The sequence below is a fragment of the Algibacter pectinivorans genome, assembly GCF_900112595.1.
Lineage (GTDB): Bacteria > Bacteroidota > Bacteroidia > Flavobacteriales > Flavobacteriaceae > Algibacter_B > Algibacter_B pectinivorans.
Genome location: NZ_FOMI01000008.1, coordinates 168,858 through 187,204 on the forward strand (window position 1 = coordinate 168,858; position 18,347 = coordinate 187,204).

General features: G+C 34.8%; 14 protein-coding genes and 1 tRNA gene. 10 read left to right on the forward strand and 5 right to left on the reverse strand.

Annotated elements, in window-relative coordinates; genetic code table 11:
- The first annotated feature begins 22 nt into the window (after positions 1-22).
- Together BMY96_RS12470 and BMY96_RS12475 are read left to right on the forward strand one after the other, a co-directional pair.
- On the forward strand, positions 23-2,419 hold the full coding sequence (locus tag BMY96_RS12470; RefSeq protein ID WP_092852661.1) for a sodium-translocating pyrophosphatase: 2,397 nt from the start codon (positions 23-25) through the stop codon (positions 2,417-2,419).
- An 83-nt stretch (positions 2,420-2,502) separates the two neighbouring features.
- A complete protein-coding gene (locus tag BMY96_RS12475) occupies positions 2,503-3,501 on the forward strand; it encodes an App1 family protein phosphatidate phosphatase (RefSeq protein ID WP_092852663.1) in 999 nt (332 codons plus the stop codon).
- A 231-nt stretch (positions 3,502-3,732) separates the two neighbouring features.
- On the opposite strand, the gene BMY96_RS12480 is transcribed toward BMY96_RS12475, so the two are convergent.
- Both BMY96_RS12480 and BMY96_RS12485 read right to left on the reverse strand, forming a co-directional pair.
- Entirely contained in the window at positions 3,733-4,347 is a 615-nt protein-coding gene (locus BMY96_RS12480) for a deoxynucleoside kinase (RefSeq protein WP_092852665.1), read from the reverse strand.
- Positions 4,348-4,351: 4 nt separating this feature from the next.
- Complete coding sequence (locus BMY96_RS12485) at positions 4,352-5,131, reverse strand: hypothetical protein (RefSeq protein WP_092852667.1); 780 nt, start codon at positions 5,129-5,131, stop codon at positions 4,352-4,354.
- A 191-nt stretch (positions 5,132-5,322) separates the two neighbouring features.
- Between BMY96_RS12485 and BMY96_RS12490 the strand changes: the two genes are divergently transcribed.
- From BMY96_RS12490 to BMY96_RS12505, 4 genes are all read left to right on the forward strand, one after another.
- Positions 5,323-6,183, forward strand: coding sequence for a GLPGLI family protein (locus BMY96_RS12490; RefSeq protein ID WP_092852669.1), 861 nt, complete (start codon positions 5,323-5,325; stop codon positions 6,181-6,183).
- A gap of 29 nt (positions 6,184-6,212) precedes the next feature.
- A complete protein-coding gene (locus BMY96_RS12495; protein ID WP_175473571.1) occupies positions 6,213-8,945 on the forward strand; it encodes a TonB-dependent receptor in 2,733 nt (910 codons plus the stop codon).
- A gap of 174 nt (positions 8,946-9,119) precedes the next feature.
- Positions 9,120-9,201: transfer RNA gene (locus BMY96_RS12500), tRNA-Tyr, on the forward strand.
- Positions 9,202-9,508: 307 nt separating this feature from the next.
- Entirely contained in the window at positions 9,509-10,810 is a 1,302-nt protein-coding gene (locus BMY96_RS12505; protein WP_092852671.1) for a leucine-rich repeat-containing protein kinase family protein, read from the forward strand.
- Positions 10,811-10,869: 59 nt separating this feature from the next.
- On the opposite strand, the gene BMY96_RS12510 is transcribed toward BMY96_RS12505, so the two are convergent.
- The 3 genes from BMY96_RS12510 to BMY96_RS12520 all read right to left on the reverse strand — a co-directional run bounded on the left by BMY96_RS12510 (position 10,870) and on the right by BMY96_RS12520 (position 14,692).
- Positions 10,870-11,499, reverse strand: coding sequence for a tRNA (guanine-N1)-methyltransferase (locus BMY96_RS12510; RefSeq protein WP_092852673.1), 630 nt, complete (start codon positions 11,497-11,499; stop codon positions 10,870-10,872).
- Positions 11,500-11,657: 158 nt separating this feature from the next.
- Positions 11,658-13,106 carry a glyceraldehyde-3-phosphate dehydrogenase gene (locus tag BMY96_RS12515; RefSeq protein WP_092852675.1) on the reverse strand — a complete coding sequence of 483 codons (1,449 nt, stop codon included), beginning with the start codon at positions 13,104-13,106 and terminating at the stop codon, positions 11,658-11,660.
- 182 nt (positions 13,107-13,288) lie between these two features.
- Entirely contained in the window at positions 13,289-14,692 is a 1,404-nt protein-coding gene (locus tag BMY96_RS12520) for a trypsin-like peptidase domain-containing protein (RefSeq protein ID WP_092852677.1), read from the reverse strand.
- A gap of 311 nt (positions 14,693-15,003) precedes the next feature.
- Between BMY96_RS12520 and dapF the strand changes: the two genes are divergently transcribed.
- The 4 genes from dapF to BMY96_RS12540 are packed head-to-tail and all read left to right on the forward strand — an operon-like array spanning position 15,004 to position 18,253.
- Positions 15,004-15,777 (forward strand): diaminopimelate epimerase, encoded by a 774-nt coding sequence (gene dapF, locus BMY96_RS12525; protein WP_092852679.1) that lies wholly within the window; start codon positions 15,004-15,006, stop codon positions 15,775-15,777.
- The gene (locus BMY96_RS12530) at positions 15,774-16,298 is read left to right on the forward strand and encodes a GNAT family N-acetyltransferase (protein ID WP_092852681.1); all 525 of its coding nucleotides are present in this window, start codon (positions 15,774-15,776) and stop codon (positions 16,296-16,298) included. Before dapF ends, BMY96_RS12530 begins: the two co-directional genes overlap by 4 nt.
- Positions 16,299-17,342 (forward strand): endolytic transglycosylase MltG, encoded by a 1,044-nt coding sequence (mltG, locus tag BMY96_RS12535; RefSeq protein ID WP_092852683.1) that lies wholly within the window; start codon positions 16,299-16,301, stop codon positions 17,340-17,342.
- A 26-nt stretch (positions 17,343-17,368) separates the two neighbouring features.
- A complete protein-coding gene (locus BMY96_RS12540) occupies positions 17,369-18,253 on the forward strand; it encodes a DUF2279 domain-containing protein (RefSeq protein WP_092852759.1) in 885 nt (294 codons plus the stop codon).
- Positions 18,254-18,347 lie beyond the last annotated feature (94 nt).

Below are 18,347 nucleotides of genomic sequence, written 5' to 3' on the forward strand. Positions count from 1 at the left end.
AATTTAAAACCGACTAACTAATATGGAATTAATAGTAAAATTTTTACCTCTTTTTGGTGTTGCAGCTTTAATTTTCGTTTTTCTAAAAAGCGGATGGGTTTCAAAACAAGCCGTTGGAAATGAAAAAATGTCACGTATCGCTAAAAATATAGCCGATGGCGCTATGGCTTTCTTAAAAGCCGAATACAAAGTTTTAGCCATTTTTGTAGCCGCTGTAGCGGTCTTATTGTTCTTTAAAGGAACTAATGAAGTAGGATCTAATGGTATGGTAGCCTTATCATTTATTATTGGAGCTATTTGTTCGGCATTAGCCGGATTTATTGGTATGAAGGTAGCAACCAAAGCCAATGTAAGAACTACCGAGGCTGCTAGAACATCGCTAGGGCGCGCTCTAGAAGTAGCGTTCGCTGGTGGTGCTGTTATGGGATTAGGTGTTGTAGGTCTTGGCATTTTAGGTTTAAGTGGTTTGTTTTTTATATACCAATCCATGTGGCCTGGAGCAGAAAATTTATCAATGGTTCTTAATGTGCTTTCAGGGTTTTCTTTAGGGGCTTCATCTATTGCATTGTTTGCGCGTGTTGGTGGAGGTATTTATACTAAAGCTGCCGATGTTGGAGCAGATTTAGTTGGTAAGGTAGAAGCTGGTATTCCAGAAGATCATCCTTTAAACCCGGCAACTATTGCAGATAACGTGGGGGATAATGTTGGTGATGTTGCTGGTATGGGAGCCGATTTATTTGAATCTTATGTCGGTTCAATTATTGGTACTATGGTATTAGGAGCGTTTATCTTAACACCTAATTTTGATGGTTTAGGAGCTGTTTACTTGCCTTTAGTGCTTGGTGCTGTAGGTATTTTAATGTCCATTTTAGGAACATTCTTTGTAAAAGTAAAAGATGGTGGAAATCCACAAACAGCGTTAAATATTGGGGAATTTGGTTCTGCAGGTTTAATGGTTGTAGCGTCTTATTTCATAATTAATTCATTAATCCCTGAGGCTGTTGAAGGTTTACCTTTTGGAGCGATGGGTGTATTTTGGGCAACAATTGCTGGTTTAGTGGCTGGTTTAGGTGTTGGTAAAATAACAGAATATTATACGGCTACAGGAAAAAAACCTGTGATGTCTATTGTTGAGCAATCCGAAACGGGAGCAGCAACAAATATTATAGCTGGTTTAGGTGTTGGTATGATGTCTACCATGATTCCAATACTTTTAATAGCTGCTGCGATTATGATTTCGCATCATTTTGCTGGATTATATGGTATTGCTATTGCCGCGGTTGGTATGTTAGCTAACACAGGTATTCAATTAGCTGTTGATGCTTACGGACCAATTTGTGATAATGCTGGTGGTATTGCTGAAATGGCAGAATTACCTAGTGAGGTTAGAGAACGTACAGATAAATTAGATGCTGTTGGTAATACAACGGCTGCCGTTGGAAAAGGGTTTGCTATTGCATCTGCGGCTTTAACAGCATTAGCTTTATTTGCTGCTTTTATGAAAACGGCAGGAGTTGTAGCCATTGATGTGTCTCAACCAAAAATTATGGCGGGATTATTAATTGGTGGGATGTTACCATTTGTATTTTCTGCATTATCTATGAATGCTGTTGGTCGCGCTGCTATGGCCATGATTGAAGAAGTTAGACGCCAGTTTAGAGATATACCAAAATTAAAAGCGGCTTTAGAAGTTATGAGAGCTGTTGATTCTGATATGTCTAAAGCTACTCCAGCACAAAGAGCCATTTTTGATGACGCCGATGGTGTTGCCGATTATGGAAAATGTATTGATATCTCAACTAAAGCTTCTATTAAAGAAATGGTGTTACCAGGTTTATTGGCTATTGCCGTTCCCGTTGCCATTGGTTTTTTAGGTGGCGCCGAAATGTTAGGCGGACTTCTTGCCGGTGTTACAACTTGTGGTGTGCTAATGGCTATTTTTCAGTCGAATGCCGGTGGTGCTTGGGATAATGCTAAAAAAACTATTGAGGAGCAAGGCAAGAAAGGCACAGATGCTCATAAAGCTGCTGTTGTAGGAGATACCGTTGGAGATCCGTTTAAGGATACTTCAGGTCCTTCTTTAAATATTTTATTAAAATTAATGTCGGTAGTTGCACTTGTAATTGCACCTAGTATTGCAATGAATGCCAATGGGATTACCGATTATGCTAGTAATTTAAATACTAATGAACAGGTTGAAGTTTCTAAAGAAGTTAAAGTTGAAATGACGAATAATGAAGATGGTACAGTTAAGGCAGTCGTTAAAACGGTTACTACTAAAAATGGAGAGTCTTCAACTAGTTATGAGACTTTTGAAGGTGCAGAAGCAGAAGTAAGAGCACAAGTTAAGGCTTATAATACTGCTGATGAAAGCGTAAAAATAGAAACAAAAATTATAGATAAAGTGATTGAGAAATAAATATCTGCTCATATTTTAAAAGTTAAAATGTGTTGTCATAAAAACCACGCCATTATCGTGGTTTTTTGTATTTTTAAACCCATATGTTTAAGAAAGATCCGCTTCAAATAATAGCATTTCAAACCTACGGTACCTCGAATCATTTGTATTTAAGAGGTCGCGCCATAGAAGATGAAAGTATAAACCTAGAACAACAAGGTGCTTTTAAGCTTCTTTTTAATGCATGGAAGCGTTTTGAAACCGACGAAATTAAAAATACCGAACTTAGAATTAAAGTTGGTGATGATAAGTTTTTTTACACCAAAACAGACAAGAAAGGCTATTTCTTGATAAATGAAGTTGTTGAAAATTTAGAGACGTTTGCAAATACTGAAGGTTGGGTGCCCTTGGAGATTTCGTATAATACGAAGCATTTAAAAAGAACTATTCAAAGTGATAATAGATTTCCAGGAAACATGCTTATTCCTTCAAAAAAGGCATCTTTTGGGGTTATTAGCGATATTGACGATACCATTTTACACACGGGTTTAACATCTATTTTAAAATGGCGCGTCTTAATAAATACCTTGCTTACATCGGCAGGAAAACGCTTGCCGTTAGAAGGGGCACCAGAATTTTACCACCTTTTACATCGTGGTAAAGCAGAGCAGGAGGCTAACCCTATATTTTATGTAAGCCATAGTCCATGGAATTTATATAGGTATTTGGAGTTGTTTTTAAATAAAAATAATTTCCCTAAAGGCCCTATAATACTTAGAAGTTTCCCTAGACCGTTTGCTAAAAAGCAAAAAGGAGAAAAACCCCAAAAGCATAAGGAGATTGTAAGCATTTTAAAAACGTATCCGGATTTAAAGTTTATACTTATTGGCGATATTGGAGAGCATGATCCTTACATTTATAAGGAAGTATCGGAGTCTTTTCCGGGTAGAATTTTGGCTATTTATTTAAGAAGTGTTAACCATAAAAAGAAAATGTTACGTGTAAAGGCGTTGTATGATGGTTATAAAACTATTCCTGTGTTATTGGTAGAGCATGCCGATGCTGTTATAGCACACGCTAGATTACATGGTTTTATAAAATAGAATCATGCTTTTTATAGATAAACCAAATTTAATTTTGTGTAATTACTTTGGCGGGTAGTTGCGTTAGGAATTGTAGTGGATAGCCCACAGCCCGACGCAGGAGGTGCGAGGACTTGTAACCTTTCGACTTTGCTCAAGACAGCCTTCAAGCCCGACGTTTTACGATGGACTAAGGTTTTTAAATCTGGCTTGGTATGCGAATTAGTGAAACGTAACGCCCTAAAAATTTAATTAAAACAATCCGTTTATCTCAGCATCAATAGTATTTATTACGTGTCCTAAATCTTCTTGATTATCCACAAAATCTAGATTATCTACATCAATAATAAGTAATTTACCTTTGTTGTAACCATGAATCCACGCTTCGTAACGTTCGTTTAGTCGACTTAAATAATCGATGCTAATTGAATTTTCGTAGTCGCGTCCGCGTTTATGAATTTGCGATACTAAATTTGGAATAGAACTGCGTAAATATATAAGTACATCTGGCCCTTTTACTAAAGATTCCATAAGTTCGAAAAGCGAGGTGTAGTTCTCGAAATCGCGATTGGTCATTAAACCCATGGCGTGCAAGTTTGGTGCGAAAATATGGGCGTCTTCGTAAATAGTACGGTCTTGAATAATGTCCTTTCCGCTTTGACGAATTTGTAAAACTTGACGAAATCTGCTGTTTAAAAAATAAACCTGAAGGTTAAAACTCCAACGTGCCATTTCGGTATAAAAATCATCTAAATATGGGTTGTCCACCACGTCTTCCAACTGGGCTTCCCAGTTGTAGTGTTTTGCTAATAATTTGGTGAGTGTAGTTTTTCCTGCGCCAATATTTCCGGCTATAGCAATGTGCATGGTGTTACAGTATTTTAAGTTGATATTTACTTAGGACATTATTGCTGTAAATATACAAGGTTTCGTTGACTACAAAAAACTGATTTATTAATAAATTAGATGTATCGATGGGGATTTTTACGTCATTGTCCTTTGGTATATAAAATAATGTGTTTTCGCTTTTTAAAATAATATTTTCATTACTTTCAGTTAGAGTGGTATACCCCGTATTTTTTATTTTTTTGACTAAACTGCCAAAGTAATTATAGGTGTACAGATAGTTTTTAGTTAATAGCCAACAAAAGTTATAGTTGCTTTTTATATCTAGAACTTCGCTTTGTACAGGAGTCGTTTGTGCACGAGTGGTTTTAGTTTTATAATCAAACAATTCTAGTTTTTGTAAATCTTGGTTAAAAATCCAAAGTGTATTATCGTAACCCGTAGATATATGCGATACGTTTTTATAGGGCGATAGGGTGTTAAAATCTATTTTAAAAACTTCTGCTAAGCGATTATCTAGTACAACAACTGTATTAAAATCATTGTAGAACAGATTAATTTTTAATGGGTTAAAGGTATTTACAATACTTAAGTTACCAAGTTGTAAGTTGTTGTAGGTTATGGTTTTAGTGTCTGTTTTTTTATGAAGAATATTGTTGTTAACATAAAATACAGTATTAAAATTATCCACCGATATTAGGGTTTCGGTTTTTAAGTTTACAGAATCTATAAACTTTATAGCTACAGATTCTTGTGCGCTAATGGAAACGAAGAAAAAAATAAAAATATAGTAAGTGTATTTCATTGCAGCTTGAAAAATACAAAAATCAATCCAGTAATACGTTGGTTGTTAATAAAACGCTACTCAGCTTTTTTATTGTTTTATTTTAACTAAATATTAACTTTTTTAAATTAAACTGTTGGGTGTTGGCAAGGTCTAAACCGTAGTTTAAAAACTACTTTTGGTTTAAAGTATAATCTTTTTATAATTTGATAATGAAAAACAACAACACTACAATTTTTACGCTAATCCTAGTTTTGCTGGTTAGTGTATCACTACATGCACAACAGGATTTTCAAGGTAAAGCTTACTATTTTTCTAAAACAACTATGGATTTGAGTCGTTTTAATAGAGGTGGCGAGCAAATGACCGAACAGCGTAAAAAAGAGTTGGAAACGCGTTTTAAGTCTATGTTAGAAAAAACGTATGTTTTAACTTTTAACAAGGAAGAATCCATTTTTGTTGAAGATGAAAAATTATCGTCTCCTGTAAATTCTGGAAGAGGCTTTGGAGGGTTTGCAAGTAGTTTTGCTCCAGGGCCACAATACAAAAACGTTAAGGAAAAACTGTATTTACAAGACCAAGAGTTTTTTGGAAAGCAGTTTTTAATTAAAGAAGACATGGAGCCTTTAGAGTGGGTTATGGGAAAAGAAACCAAACAAATAGGGCAATATTTATGCTTTAAAGCGACTGCTAAAAAAGTATCTAATGAAGTTGGGTTTGGGCCACCAAGACGAGGTAACGATGATGATAAAGAAGGCGATGAGGCTAAAAAGGACGAACCAAAAATAGTTGAAGTTACAGCGTGGTACACACCACAAATACCTGTTAGCCAAGGACCAGCAGATTATTGGGGGTTGCCTGGTTTAATTTTAGAAGTAACCGCCGGCAATACGGTTATGCTTTGTTCTAAAATTGTTATTAATCCAGAAGAAAAAACTGAAATTAAAGCCCCTAAAAAGGGATCGGTTGTTACACAAGCCGAATATAAAGAGATTGTTACTAAAAAAATGGAAGAATTTAGAGCCAATCGTGGTAGAGGAAACGGAAGACCAGGCGGCGGAAGAGGGCGTTAATTTTTTGAATTTTTAGAAACCAATTCATAATGATAAAGAAACTTATATTAATAGTTTTAATTGGCTTTGCTAATACCGCAATGTCTCAAATTAAATTAGAGGGTATTGTTAAAGATAGCATAGGCGCGCCATTAGAATTGGCAAACGTAATAGCTATTAATCAAGAAACAAAAACCTTGCAGTCCTACGGCATTACAGATCAGGCAGGGTTTTACAGAATAAGTTTAGCTAAAAATGGTACATACAGTATACAGGTAAGTTATATAGGGATGAAAACCTATACCGAAACCATTACAATTGTAAATGACGATGTGGTTAAGGATATTGTTTTAGAAGCCGATAACGCCTTAGATGCAATCGAGTTAACATACGAAATGCCTGTTACCGTAAAGGGCGATACCTTAATTTATAATGCCGATTCTTTTAAAAACGGAACAGAACGCAAGCTCGAAGATGTATTAGAAAAACTTCCGGGTGTCGAAATAAATGATGATGGGCAAGTAGAAGTGGAAGGCAACGTGGTTAGCAAGTTAATGGTTAATGGAAAAGATTTTTTTGATGGCGATACCAAATTAGGTATTAAAAACATTCCTTCCAATGCGGTCGATAAAATACAAGTACTCCGTAATTTTTCAGAAGTTGGTCAATTAAGTGGTGTTACCAATAATCAAGATAATGTTGCTATTAATATAAAACTTAAAGAAGGAAAAGAGAATTTTTGGTTTGGCAATATAACTGCAGGAGGAGGCGCTTCAACTAACGATGAACTCTACATTTTGCAGCCAAAATTATTTTATTATAGCCCTAAGTTTAGCTTAAACTTTATTGGCGATTTAAATAATACAGGCGATTTAGCTTTAACGCGCCAAGATTTGCGTGGTTTTGGTGGTGGTTTTAGAGCGCCAAGTAGAAGCAGCGGAACAAGTATTAGTTTAGGAAATAACAGTCTTAATTTTTTAACGTCGCAAAACAATGCTTTAGAAATTAAAAACAAATTGGCGGCAACAAATTTTAGTTATTCGCCTAACAAAAATTTAGATTTAAGTGGATTTGCTATTTTTAATAGTAGCAATATTTTATCAAAAGAAAAAAGTTTGGTGCAGTATACAGATTCCGATCTAGGGATTCCAGACGAAGCTACCGAGCAAAATAGCGAAGAACGTTCTAATCAAGGTTTACTAAAACTTAGTGCAGCCTATAAGCCTAATATTAATAATCAATTAGACTATGATATTTTAGGGCGATTCTCTAAAGATACACAAAATCAAAACTTATTTTCTTCTGTTCTTGGTAATACCACACAGTTAGATGAAGCTACGCCTTTTAGTATTAGTCAAAGTTTAAATTATTATTACACCTTAAACGAAACTAATATTTTTGCTTTTGAAGGCCAACATTTAATTAAAAATGAAGATCCGTTTTACAATGCATTATTGTTAAATGATCCTGATAATAATGAGGATGAAGACAATGATGCTTTTGATACAACTGCAGATGCCATAGGGTTTTTAACAAATTTAGATTATTACGATATTGGGCAAAATAAACGTATAAAATCGAACCAAGTTGATGCTAAAATTGATTATTACAATATTCTTAATGCCAAGAGTAATATCAATTTTACCTTAGGAACTATTTATAGCCGACAAGAGTTTAACTCGAAGATCTTTCAGTTTTTAGAAGATGGTTCACAGTTTGAACCAACCCCAAGTTTTAATGATGGTTTAGCAAAAAATGACACCGAGTATAATTTTACCGATGTATATTTAGGAGCACATTATACTTTAAAAACGGGTAAGTTTACCATAACACCAGGGTTTTCTGTACATGCCTACGGAAATAAAAATACCCAGTTTGGTGAAACGTTCGAAGATAGTTTCTTTAAGCTGTTACCAGATTTCGAAACCCGAATTCAGCTTAAAAAAAGCGAAAGTTTAACACTGCGCTATCAAATGCAAAATCAGTTTACCGATGTTACAAATTTAGCACAGGGCTTAGTATTTAATAGTTTTAGTAGCATTCAATACGGCGAGCCAGAACTACAAAATGCCTTATCGCATAATTTAAGTTTGTTTTACAGAAGTTTTAATCTTTTTAATTACACTAATGTGTATGCGCGACTTGCTTATAATAAGAATATCGATCAAATACGAAGTCTAACAGATTTTGATAATGTAATAAGAACAAGTACATTTTTTAACTCTAATTTTGCCGATGAAAGTGTTTCGGCTAGCGGTCGTGTACAACGTACTTTTGGGAAATTGCAAGCCGGAATTACAACTGGTTTAAACTACAGTAAAATTAATCAGTTTATTCAAGGGCAGCAGTCGTTAAACGAGCAGTTTACACAAAGCTACACACCAGAATTACGAACTAATTTTAGAGAAGCACCAAACGCTAGGTTAAGATACCGTTATAGCGTTTCAAATAACGATCAAGGTTCTAGTTCTACAAAGTTTGTTACTAAGGCGCCATCTATTAATTTTGATGCCTACATTTGGAAGTCGGTAACTTTCGAAACCGATTTTACATATAGCAATCAGGACGATGGTGTAAACCCATCACAATCCTTTAAAACTTGGGATGCCTCGTTAGCATACCGAAAAAATGAGGGATCCAAATGGGAATATGTTTTAAAAGCTACTAATTTATTAGATATAGATTCTCGAGTACGAAATAGTGCAACAAACTTGTCTGTTTTTAGTTCAGAAACGTTTATTCAGCCTCGATTTGTAACTTTAAGAATACGTTACGAGTTGTAATATAATGGGTTAGGCATCCCGAATTAACACTCGGGATGTCATTTTAAATCCTCAAGGTTTTCTTTTCTTTTTGTGCTGAAATATGAGCAATAAGAAAAAATCAAAAAAATATATTAAATTCTTCATTTTATCTTTGCAGAATTAAGAAACAATAATATATTTGCGGTCAGTTTTGGGGAGATACTCAAGCGGCCAACGAGGGCAGACTGTAAATCTGCTGACTACGTCTTCGCAGGTTCGAATCCTGCTCTCCCCACTTAACTAGAAAAGTCTGCCTTGGCAGACTTTTTTTATTTCTATAAAAATGTAAAACCTATTTTAGTGTTTTTATAGAAACGAAAAAGTAAGCTGTAATAACTGCGTTCCTTTTCATTTTTAGGAGTGGGGTACAGGGCTATGTAATCCTGTTCTACTTAGTTTAGCTTTATAAAACAGATTATTATTCTAACGTAACTTTTTCTTTAGGCAATAAAGGAACAAGAATATTTAATCCTGTGCTTTACTCACTTCTACTTGTAAATTCTAATGCATTATAGTTAGATTTGCACGCAGAAAATATATTCATGACACATACTTTAGAAGCATTGCAATCTGGACAGCTAATTGGCCTTAAAAGATTAAAATTAGCCTGTGGGTTAAAAACATTTCCAGAGGACATTTTAAAACTAGCCGATACCTTAGAAATTCTAGATTTATCGGGTAACGACCTTTCTACATTGCCAGATAGTTTTGCCCAACTAAAGAAATTAAGAATTTTATTTTTTGCAAATAATAAGTTTACAGTCTTTCCTTCGGTTTTAGCTCGGTGTCCTGATTTGAGTATGATTGGTTTTAAATTCAATCATATTACAACAGTTCCTGAGGATGCATTTCCACCCAAACTAAACTGGCTTATTTTAACTGATAATAAAATTAAGACATTACCAAAAAGTTTAGGACAAGCAGTTAGGCTCCGTAAATGTGCCTTATCAGGAAATAAAATTGAAGCATTACCCGTCGAAATGGCAAACTGTGTAAACTTGGAGCTTTTACGTATTTCGGCAAACCATTTAAAGGTGATTCCTAATTGGTTATTTAAGTTGCCTAAATTATCATGGATAGCCTTTGGAGGAAATCCTGCAGCGCAAAGCATACCAGGTGAGAACAATCTAGAATCGTATAATTGGGACCATTTCACTATTAAAACGTTAATTGGCGAGGGTGCTTCTGGATTTATTTCCCACGCACATTGGGAGCAAAAGCAAGAGGATGTTGCTATAAAAGTGTTTAAAGGCGCGGTAACTAGCGATGGTTTACCCGAAGATGAAATGGATGCCTCCATAGCGGCCGGAAACCATAAGAATTTAATACCTATTTTGGGTAAAATAAAAAATCATCCAGATGGTAAAAGTGCTTTAATAATGGAACTTATAGCATCCAATTATAGTAATTTAGGAAATCCTCCAAGTTTAGAAACATGCACAAGAGATGTATTTGATGAAACCTCTAGTTTTACGGCTAGCCAGTTGCTAAAAATAGCTAAGGGTATGGCTTCGGTAAGTACACAATTACATGAAAAGGGTATTAATCATGGCGATTTTTATGCACATAATATCTTAATAAATAAAACAGCAGATTGTTATTTAGGCGATTTTGGAGCAGCTAGTTTTTATAATGTAAATTGGGAAATTGCACCAAATATACAACGCATAGAAGTAAGAGCTTTTGGGTGCCTGTTAGAAGATGTTTTACATGTAGTTAACCAAGATACTTTTAACGATGGCCAACTTAATAATTGGCTAAAACTAATACAAGAATGTACTAAGCCAGAGGTAATAGAGCGCCCTAGTTTTTCAGAAATTACAGAGGTTTTAAATACTTTTTAAATAAAAAAAATCCGTAACTAAAAATTACAGATTTTTGTATAAGTTGTAGAAATAAGAATTTATTTTCCTTTTTTCTGTTTATTAATCTCGTCTTGTAACTGGCGTCTCACTTTTTGTTCGCGCTCTAATGCTGTTCTGCGGTGCTCATCAAATTCTTCTTCAATTTCAGCTAAATTATGATTTGCTTTTCTGGTTATAGCATTACTATTTTTAAACTTGTAAATAAACAAAATTAGTAACGCTAATAAAGCACCAATAATAGACCACATAAGTACATTGTAGTTTATTTTGCTCATTTGCATTCCAAAAAGAGAAATATTGTTTTTTTCGGAGTTTGTGGTTTCTAAATCGGATTGCGTATTAGAAAGATTCGCCTTTAAAGCCGAAATTTCTTTAGCCTGCGCAGAAACTACAGCCTTTGTTTCTGCTAAATTTTTATGTACTGTTTTTAGAGAATCTAGAGTATGCGCGCGTAACGCTAATAACATACTCAACTTAACGGCCTCGTAGGGTTGCCCGTTAGTGCCTTTAAAATTTCCAGATTTTTTTAGAATATATTCAAATTGATTATCAATAGTTCCTTTATATAAGGATAATTGGTCGTCGTCTTCAGTAGTGTTTTGAGAAAATGAATTAAAGCTTAGTAAACAGCTAAATAATAGTAGACATAAAGATTTGATAGGATTCATTTTAAATGCTTTTTGGTTGTATTTGGTTTGCGAATTTAAAAAATATAGTTAATTAATCGATTAAAAATCAATAAAAAGCCTCATAAAAATGAGGCTATTTTATATACGAATAGAATTCAATAATAGATTATTAAAAATACGTTTAAATTTAATAGGTATTAATAATAGGTATAACGTCTTACCTTGGCAATATATTTTGCAAGCCTAATAACTTGATGGCTGTAACCATATTCGTTATCATACCAAATGTATAAAATGATGTTTTTACCATCTTTTCTAACAATGGTAGCTTTACTATCGTAAATGGATGGAGCAGAACAGCCAACAATATCGCTAGATACCAGTTCGTCGCTTAATTCAAATTTAATTTGTTCTACCAAATCGCCTTCTAAGGCATATTTTTTTAAAACCGAATTTACGCCTATAAGCGAGGTTTTATTTTTAATTTCTAAATTTAAAATGGCTAAAGATCCATTTGGTACAGGTACCCTAATTGCGTTGGATGTTAATTTGCCCTCTAAACTGGGTAATGCTTTGGCCACCGCACTTCCAGCTCCGGTTTCTGTAATTACCATATTAAGGGCTGCCGCTCTTCCACGGCGGTATTTACCATGAAAATTATCGACTAAATTTTGGTCGTTAGTATAGGCATGTATAGTTTCTAAATGGCCACTTTTTACGCCGAAACTTTCATCAATAACTTTTAAAATTGGGGTTATGGCATTTGTAGTACATGAGGCTGCCGAAAATATGTCTATTTGCTCTGGGTTGTTTTCCTTATGGTTTACACCATGCACTATATTTGGAATGCCTTTTCCTGGCGCTGTTAATAAAACCTTTTTAACGCCTTTCGATTTTAAATGCTTACTCAAGGCTTCTTTATCTCTAAAGGCACCAGTATTGTCTATAACTAATGCGTTATTAATATTATAGGTCGTGTAATCTATCTCCTCTGGCGTATTTGCCGAAATTATATGTACTGTAGTACCATTAATTATTAGAGCATTCTGCTTAGCATCAATTGTAACGTTACCCGAAAAATCACCATGTACCGAGTCGTTACGTAAAAGGGCAGCTCTTTTTTCTAATATTTGCGTATCAATAGCTCCACGTGTTACAATGGCTCTTAAGCGCAATTGGCTCCCTTTTCCGGTACGCGCCATAAGTTCTCTGGCCACCAATCTACCAATTCTACCAAAACCATAAAGTACAACGTCTTTAGGATCAAAACTTCCATTTTTACTGGCATCTTTGAGTTTGTGAGATACAAAGGCCTTAGCGTTATTATGCTTATTGTCGTCTAAATGGTATTCGTACGTTAGCTTTCCAATATCTAACTTGGCAGGAGGGACGTTTAGGGCTTTAATAGCTTGTGCAATTTCAACCGAATCGAAAATAGAAATAGGCTTTTGTACAAATTTACCAGCATATTCATGCAAGTTTAATATCTCGCTCACATTTCTATCTATTAATTGGTTTTTAAAAAGTACCAATTCAATCGATTTGTCATACCATAAATTGCTTACGGCTTTTATAAATTCTACGGTTGCTTTTCTTCTATCAGCCTGAAAAGCTAATTCTTTTTCATAAGTTTTATTAGAACCCATAATGTATAAAGTTTAGTTTGTGGTGTTTTGGCTAAAATACCATATTTCAAACGTTTTCGTAAAGCATTTTAACGAAAAAAATAACCCTTTAAATACTAAGTATATTTAAAGGGTTATTAAAATTAATTGGAACTGGATTTCGGTAATTAAAACCTATAATTGGTTTTAATTAAGTATATCATCTATCTAAAATTATAGCGTTCTAAATCGCCATTGGTATTTATAACTTCTAGTCTTAAAGCTTCGTATCTAGATTTATTTCTTAAGGCACGTTGCACATCTTCTACATTTTTAACTTTAGTGTCGTTAATAGAGGTAATAATACAACCTTCTTCAATACCATTCTTTCTCCAATATTCGGCATATTGCTCATCCAGATCTACAATTTTTACACCGTAAGTCACATTATATTTCTTTAAATCTTTAGTTTTAGCATCTTTAATGCGTCCTACTAGTGGCATAGTAAAAGTGTCGTTTTTAGCCAATGTAACAGGAATACTTTTTAAATCGCCATCTCTAGATACTATTAAGTTTACCACATCGTTAGGACGTTTAGCACTTAAATGCCCAGTTAAATCAGAGAATTTAGATACTTTAATATTGTCAATCTCTTTAATAATGTCTCCTTTTTTAATACCAGCTTTTTCCGCACCAGAATCTGCAACAACATCATCAATATAAACACCTTCGGTATCTGTAACTCCAATTTTTTCGGCATTAATACTGTTTAAGGCACCACCTTGTATCCCTAAAACACCATTTTGTACGTTACCAAACTCCATAATGTCTTCAATCACCTTTCTAGCAATATTACTAGGTACAGCAAAAGAATACCCAACATAAGAGCCCGTTTGCGATGTTATAGCGGTATTAATACCCACCAATTCACCATTGGTATTTACCAACGCACCACCAGAATTTCCTGGGTTAACTGCGGCATCGGTTTGTATAAACGATTGTCTGCTAGTACCCGATAAATCTCTAGATTTTGCACTAATAATACCCGCCGTAACCGTCGATGTTAAATTAAAAGGGTTACCAACCGCCAAAACCCACTCCCCAATTTTAGCGTTATCAGAATCCGCAAAAGTAACAAACGGTAATTCCTCCTCGGCATTAATTTTTAAAAGGGCAATATCTGTTTTTTCGTCTGCGCCAACCAACTCCGCGGTATACGTTTTGTTGTTGTTTAAAGTAACAGACAGTTCGTGCGCATTTTTAATAACGTGGTTATTAGTAATTATATACCCATCGGCGTTAATAATCACACCAGAACCCGTGCCCGTTTGTGCGCGTTCAGACGATCGTCCAGAAAACAAATCTTGCATGGTATAAGTGCCTTTACTAAGTGTCACATTTTTAACATGCACCACGGCGTTTACCGTGTTTTCGGCAGCTACGGTAAAGTCTATTTTATCTTCGGCACTAAATAAAGGACGCGTATTGCTAGTAGGTAAAAACGTAGGGTTTTCGGCTGCCTGGGCAACAACAACGGGTTGTTTTTCTTCTAAAAAAAACGTGTATGCTCCCAAAGTAAAAATACCACCCAAAGCCGATACAAAAACTAATGTTAAAATCTTTTTCATATGCTTCAATCTTATGTGTTTTAAAATTATTTCAATCTATTTAACGATTAAAAATAATTATTTATTGAATACATAAATTTGTTTTAACTTTTTTTAACGCTAATTTTAACGCTCATTTAACACTCCAAAAAAATCAGTATTTGGGCGCTACCACAAGGGTCGGGCTATACATTACAAGTCCTCGGTCGTGCCTCCCTGTGGGCTTTCCATTGCTATCCCTAGCGCACTTACCAATAAAATGTAGCAATTAATAACTAGCTTTAATATTACCCTAAAAAATTTAAATCACTTCTTTATCTTTGTGCTACATTATGCAGCAAACTTTTTATAAATACCAAGGAACAGGGAATGATTTTGTGATGATTGATAATCGTCAGCAAACATTCGATAAAAACGATACCAAACGCGTTGCTTTTTTATGCGACCGCCGGTTTGGAGTAGGAGCAGACGGACTAATTTTACTAGAAAACCATCCAGAACACGATTTTAAAATGGTGTATTACAATGCCGATGGTAACGAAAGTACCATGTGTGGTAACGGTGGGCGTTGTTTAGTAGCCTTTGCTAAGCAATTGGGCGTTATTAAAGATAAAGCCGTTTTCGAGGCTATCGATGGTTTACATCATGCCACGGTAGAAGGCGATATTGTTAATTTACAAATGCTAGATGTGTCTAAAATCGAAACCCATAAAAGCCATGTGTTTTTAAATACAGGGTCGCCGCATCATGTACAATTCGAACCTAATATTGAAGATTTTAGTATTAAAATCCAAGGCGCTAATATTCGCTATGGCGAACCTTATAATGAGGCTGGTACCAATGTTAATTTTGTAAAAAAACAATCGGACACAGAGTTTAGAGTGCGAACTTACGAGCGCGGTGTAGAGGACGAAACCTTGTCCTGCGGAACCGGTGTAACAGCCGTAGCTATTGCTATGCATTACATTGGTGAAACCGAAAAAAACCTAGTGCATTTAAATGTACAAGGCGGAAAACTAAAAGTAAGTTTTAATGTGGAGAACGGCGTTTATAAAAATGTATGGCTAAGTGGTCCTGCAAAACTGGTTTTTAAAGGTAGTATATGATTACTCTAAAAGGCGAAAACATATATTTACGTGCTTTAGAGCCCGAAGATTTGGACTTTATCCATACCATCGAAAACGATGAGTCTATTTGGGAAATTAGTAATACCCAAACCCCATATTCTCGGTTTTTAATTAAACAGTATTTAGAGCATGCGCACAAAGATATTTTTGAAGTAAAACAATTAAGATTGGTTATTTCAAGTTATAACGATGTGGCATTGGGAATGATTGATTTATTCGATTTCGATTTTAAAAACAGAAGAGCGGGCGTGGGGATTTTGGTTAAAGAATCTACCAATAGATTAAAAGGCTATGGACGAGAGGCATTAAAGCTATTAATTAACTATAGTTTTACACATCTCGATTTACATCAGTTATACTGCAATATTTCAGAAGAGAATGAAGCTAGCATCACACTGTTTTTAAATCAAGGTTTTAAAGAAATAGGACTAAAAAAAGACTGGAACTATGTAAATGGTTCTTATAAAAACGAATACCTATATCAGCTTATTAATAAATAGATGTACATAAAAAAAATACTTTTAGCAATTTTAGTTATAGGCCTAATTGTGGCTGCTTTTTTCGCCAATTTTGTATATAAAGCCATGTTAAAACCAAACACTGCTTTTAATAACGACAGCGCTTATATTTTTGTGCCTACAGGTGCAAGCTATCAAGAGGTTCGCGAGCAGTTAGAACCTTTATTAGACGATATAGAGTCGTTCGATAATTTAGCCGAACGTAAGGAGTATACCAAATATGTAAAAGCTGGTCGTTTCCAAATAAATAAGGGCATGACCAATAACGATATTATAAACTCTATTCGAAGCAAAAATTTGCCAATTAAAGTATCTTTTAATAATCAAAGTACACTCGAAAAATTAGCAGGTCGTGTTTCAAAAGAAATTGAAGCAGATAGCATATCCCTTTTAAATGCCATGAAGGATAGTGCTTTTTTAAGCGAAAACGGTTTTAAAGAGGCTACAGCTTTAGGTATGTATTTACCAAATAGTTATGAGTTTTTCTGGAACACATCTGCCGAAGATTTTAGAGCACGTATGTTAAAGGAATACAAACGATTCTGGACCGATGCTAAAATTAAAAAGGCAAATGCCATTGGTTTATCGCAAGATCAAGTTATCGCATTGGCGTCTATAGTGTACGAAGAGTCTAAACAAGCATTGGAGCAGCCAAGAATTGCCGGAGTTTACATGAATAGGATACGTATAGGAATGCCACTTCAAGCAGATCCTACTTTAAAATTTGCGGCTTACCAACTTCCTAAATACAAAAATACGGTTATAAAACGTGTACTTAATGTTCATAAAGACATTAATTCGCCTTATAATACGTATAAGAATAGAGGCTTACCTCCAGGACTTATCGCCATGCCAGATATATCGGCCATAAATGCGGTATTAAACTATGAAAAGCATAGTTATTTATATTTTGCTGCCGATGCTAAACGTTATGGCTTCCATAAGTTTGCCAAAACCTTAGCGCAACATAATGTAAATGCTAGAGAATATCAGCGTTATTTATCATCTCAAGGTATAAATAAATAGTGCGTTTTTGGGTGTTAAAACATATTATGCTTTTTGTTTTGTTGCCGGTGGCTTCTTTTTCGCAATCTAAACTAAATGCCTTTTTAACCCCAAGCGACACACTTAATAAACCACGCCGAAATGCTGTGGTTATTACCGAAGCTGCTATAGGTGGCTTAACATTGGTTGGATTAAATCAACTGTGGTATGCCGATTTTGAACAATCTAAGTTTCATACCACAAACGATAATAATCAATGGTTACAAATGGATAAATTGGGTCATTTGTTTACGTCTTATCAATTAGGAAAGCATGGAGCTCAATTATTACATTGGAGCGGTGTTAACAAAAAGCATCAATTAATTTACGGAGCTACTTTAGGTTTTTCGTTTTTATCGGCCGTTGAAGTGTTGGATGGATTTTCATCCGAATGGGGATTTTCATGGGGCGATATTTTAGCCAACGGAGCAGGAACAGGACTCTATATTGGGCAAGAATTACTATGGAAAGAGCAACGCATTGCCTTAAAATACAGTTTTCATCAAACTAAGTACGCCAAACAACGTCCAGATAAGCTAGGTGAAACCTTCCTAGAGCAAACCTTAAAAGATTATAACGGCCAAACCTATTGGCTTAGCGCAAACATACATTCTTTTTTTAAAGAAAGTAGGGTTCCTAAATGGCTAAATGTAGCCGTTGGCTATGGTGCCGATGGCATGTTAACAGGGGTAGAAGGTGTTGATAGTCAATTAATAAACACCAATGGGCGCTATAGGCAATACTATTTAAGTTTGGATGTAAATTTAAAAGCTATAAAAACAAACTCTAAGCTTTTAAGCTCTGTTTTCGATGTTTTTAACATGATAAAAATCCCTTTACCTACCATAGAATTCAATAAAAAAACCGCTGTATTTCATCTATTCTACATGTAGAGTGTGTACTTAATCGATTAATTTTGAAGTTATTGAAAAAAGGTGTACTTTTGCACGCTCAAATTTCACGATGTATATAATTTGTATATATATC

Excerpts from the sequence above, each read along its gene's own strand:
- BMY96_RS12470 (WP_092852661.1), top strand. The coding sequence starts at position 23 with ATGGAATTAATAGTAAAATTTTTACCTCTTTTTGGTGTTGCAGCTTTA.
- BMY96_RS12475 (WP_092852663.1), top strand. The coding sequence starts at position 2,503 with ATGTTTAAGAAAGATCCGCTTCAAATAATAGCATTTCAAACCTACGGT.
- BMY96_RS12480 (WP_092852665.1), bottom strand. The coding sequence starts at position 4,347 with ATGCACATTGCTATAGCCGGAAATATTGGCGCAGGAAAAACTACACTC.
- BMY96_RS12485 (WP_092852667.1), bottom strand. The coding sequence starts at position 5,131 with ATGAAATACACTTACTATATTTTTATTTTTTTCTTCGTTTCCATTAGC.
- BMY96_RS12490 (WP_092852669.1), top strand. The coding sequence starts at position 5,323 with ATGAAAAACAACAACACTACAATTTTTACGCTAATCCTAGTTTTGCTG.
- BMY96_RS12495 (WP_175473571.1), top strand. The coding sequence starts at position 6,213 with ATGATAAAGAAACTTATATTAATAGTTTTAATTGGCTTTGCTAATACC.
- BMY96_RS12505 (WP_092852671.1), top strand. The coding sequence starts at position 9,509 with ATGACACATACTTTAGAAGCATTGCAATCTGGACAGCTAATTGGCCTT.
- BMY96_RS12510 (WP_092852673.1), bottom strand. The coding sequence starts at position 11,499 with ATGAATCCTATCAAATCTTTATGTCTACTATTATTTAGCTGTTTACTA.
- BMY96_RS12515 (WP_092852675.1), bottom strand. The coding sequence starts at position 13,106 with ATGGGTTCTAATAAAACTTATGAAAAAGAATTAGCTTTTCAGGCTGAT.
- BMY96_RS12520 (WP_092852677.1), bottom strand. The coding sequence starts at position 14,692 with ATGAAAAAGATTTTAACATTAGTTTTTGTATCGGCTTTGGGTGGTATT.
- dapF (WP_092852679.1), top strand. The coding sequence starts at position 15,004 with ATGCAGCAAACTTTTTATAAATACCAAGGAACAGGGAATGATTTTGTG.
- BMY96_RS12530 (WP_092852681.1), top strand. The coding sequence starts at position 15,774 with ATGATTACTCTAAAAGGCGAAAACATATATTTACGTGCTTTAGAGCCC.
- mltG (WP_092852683.1), top strand. The coding sequence starts at position 16,299 with ATGTACATAAAAAAAATACTTTTAGCAATTTTAGTTATAGGCCTAATT.
- BMY96_RS12540 (WP_092852759.1), top strand. The coding sequence starts at position 17,369 with ATGCTTTTTGTTTTGTTGCCGGTGGCTTCTTTTTCGCAATCTAAACTA.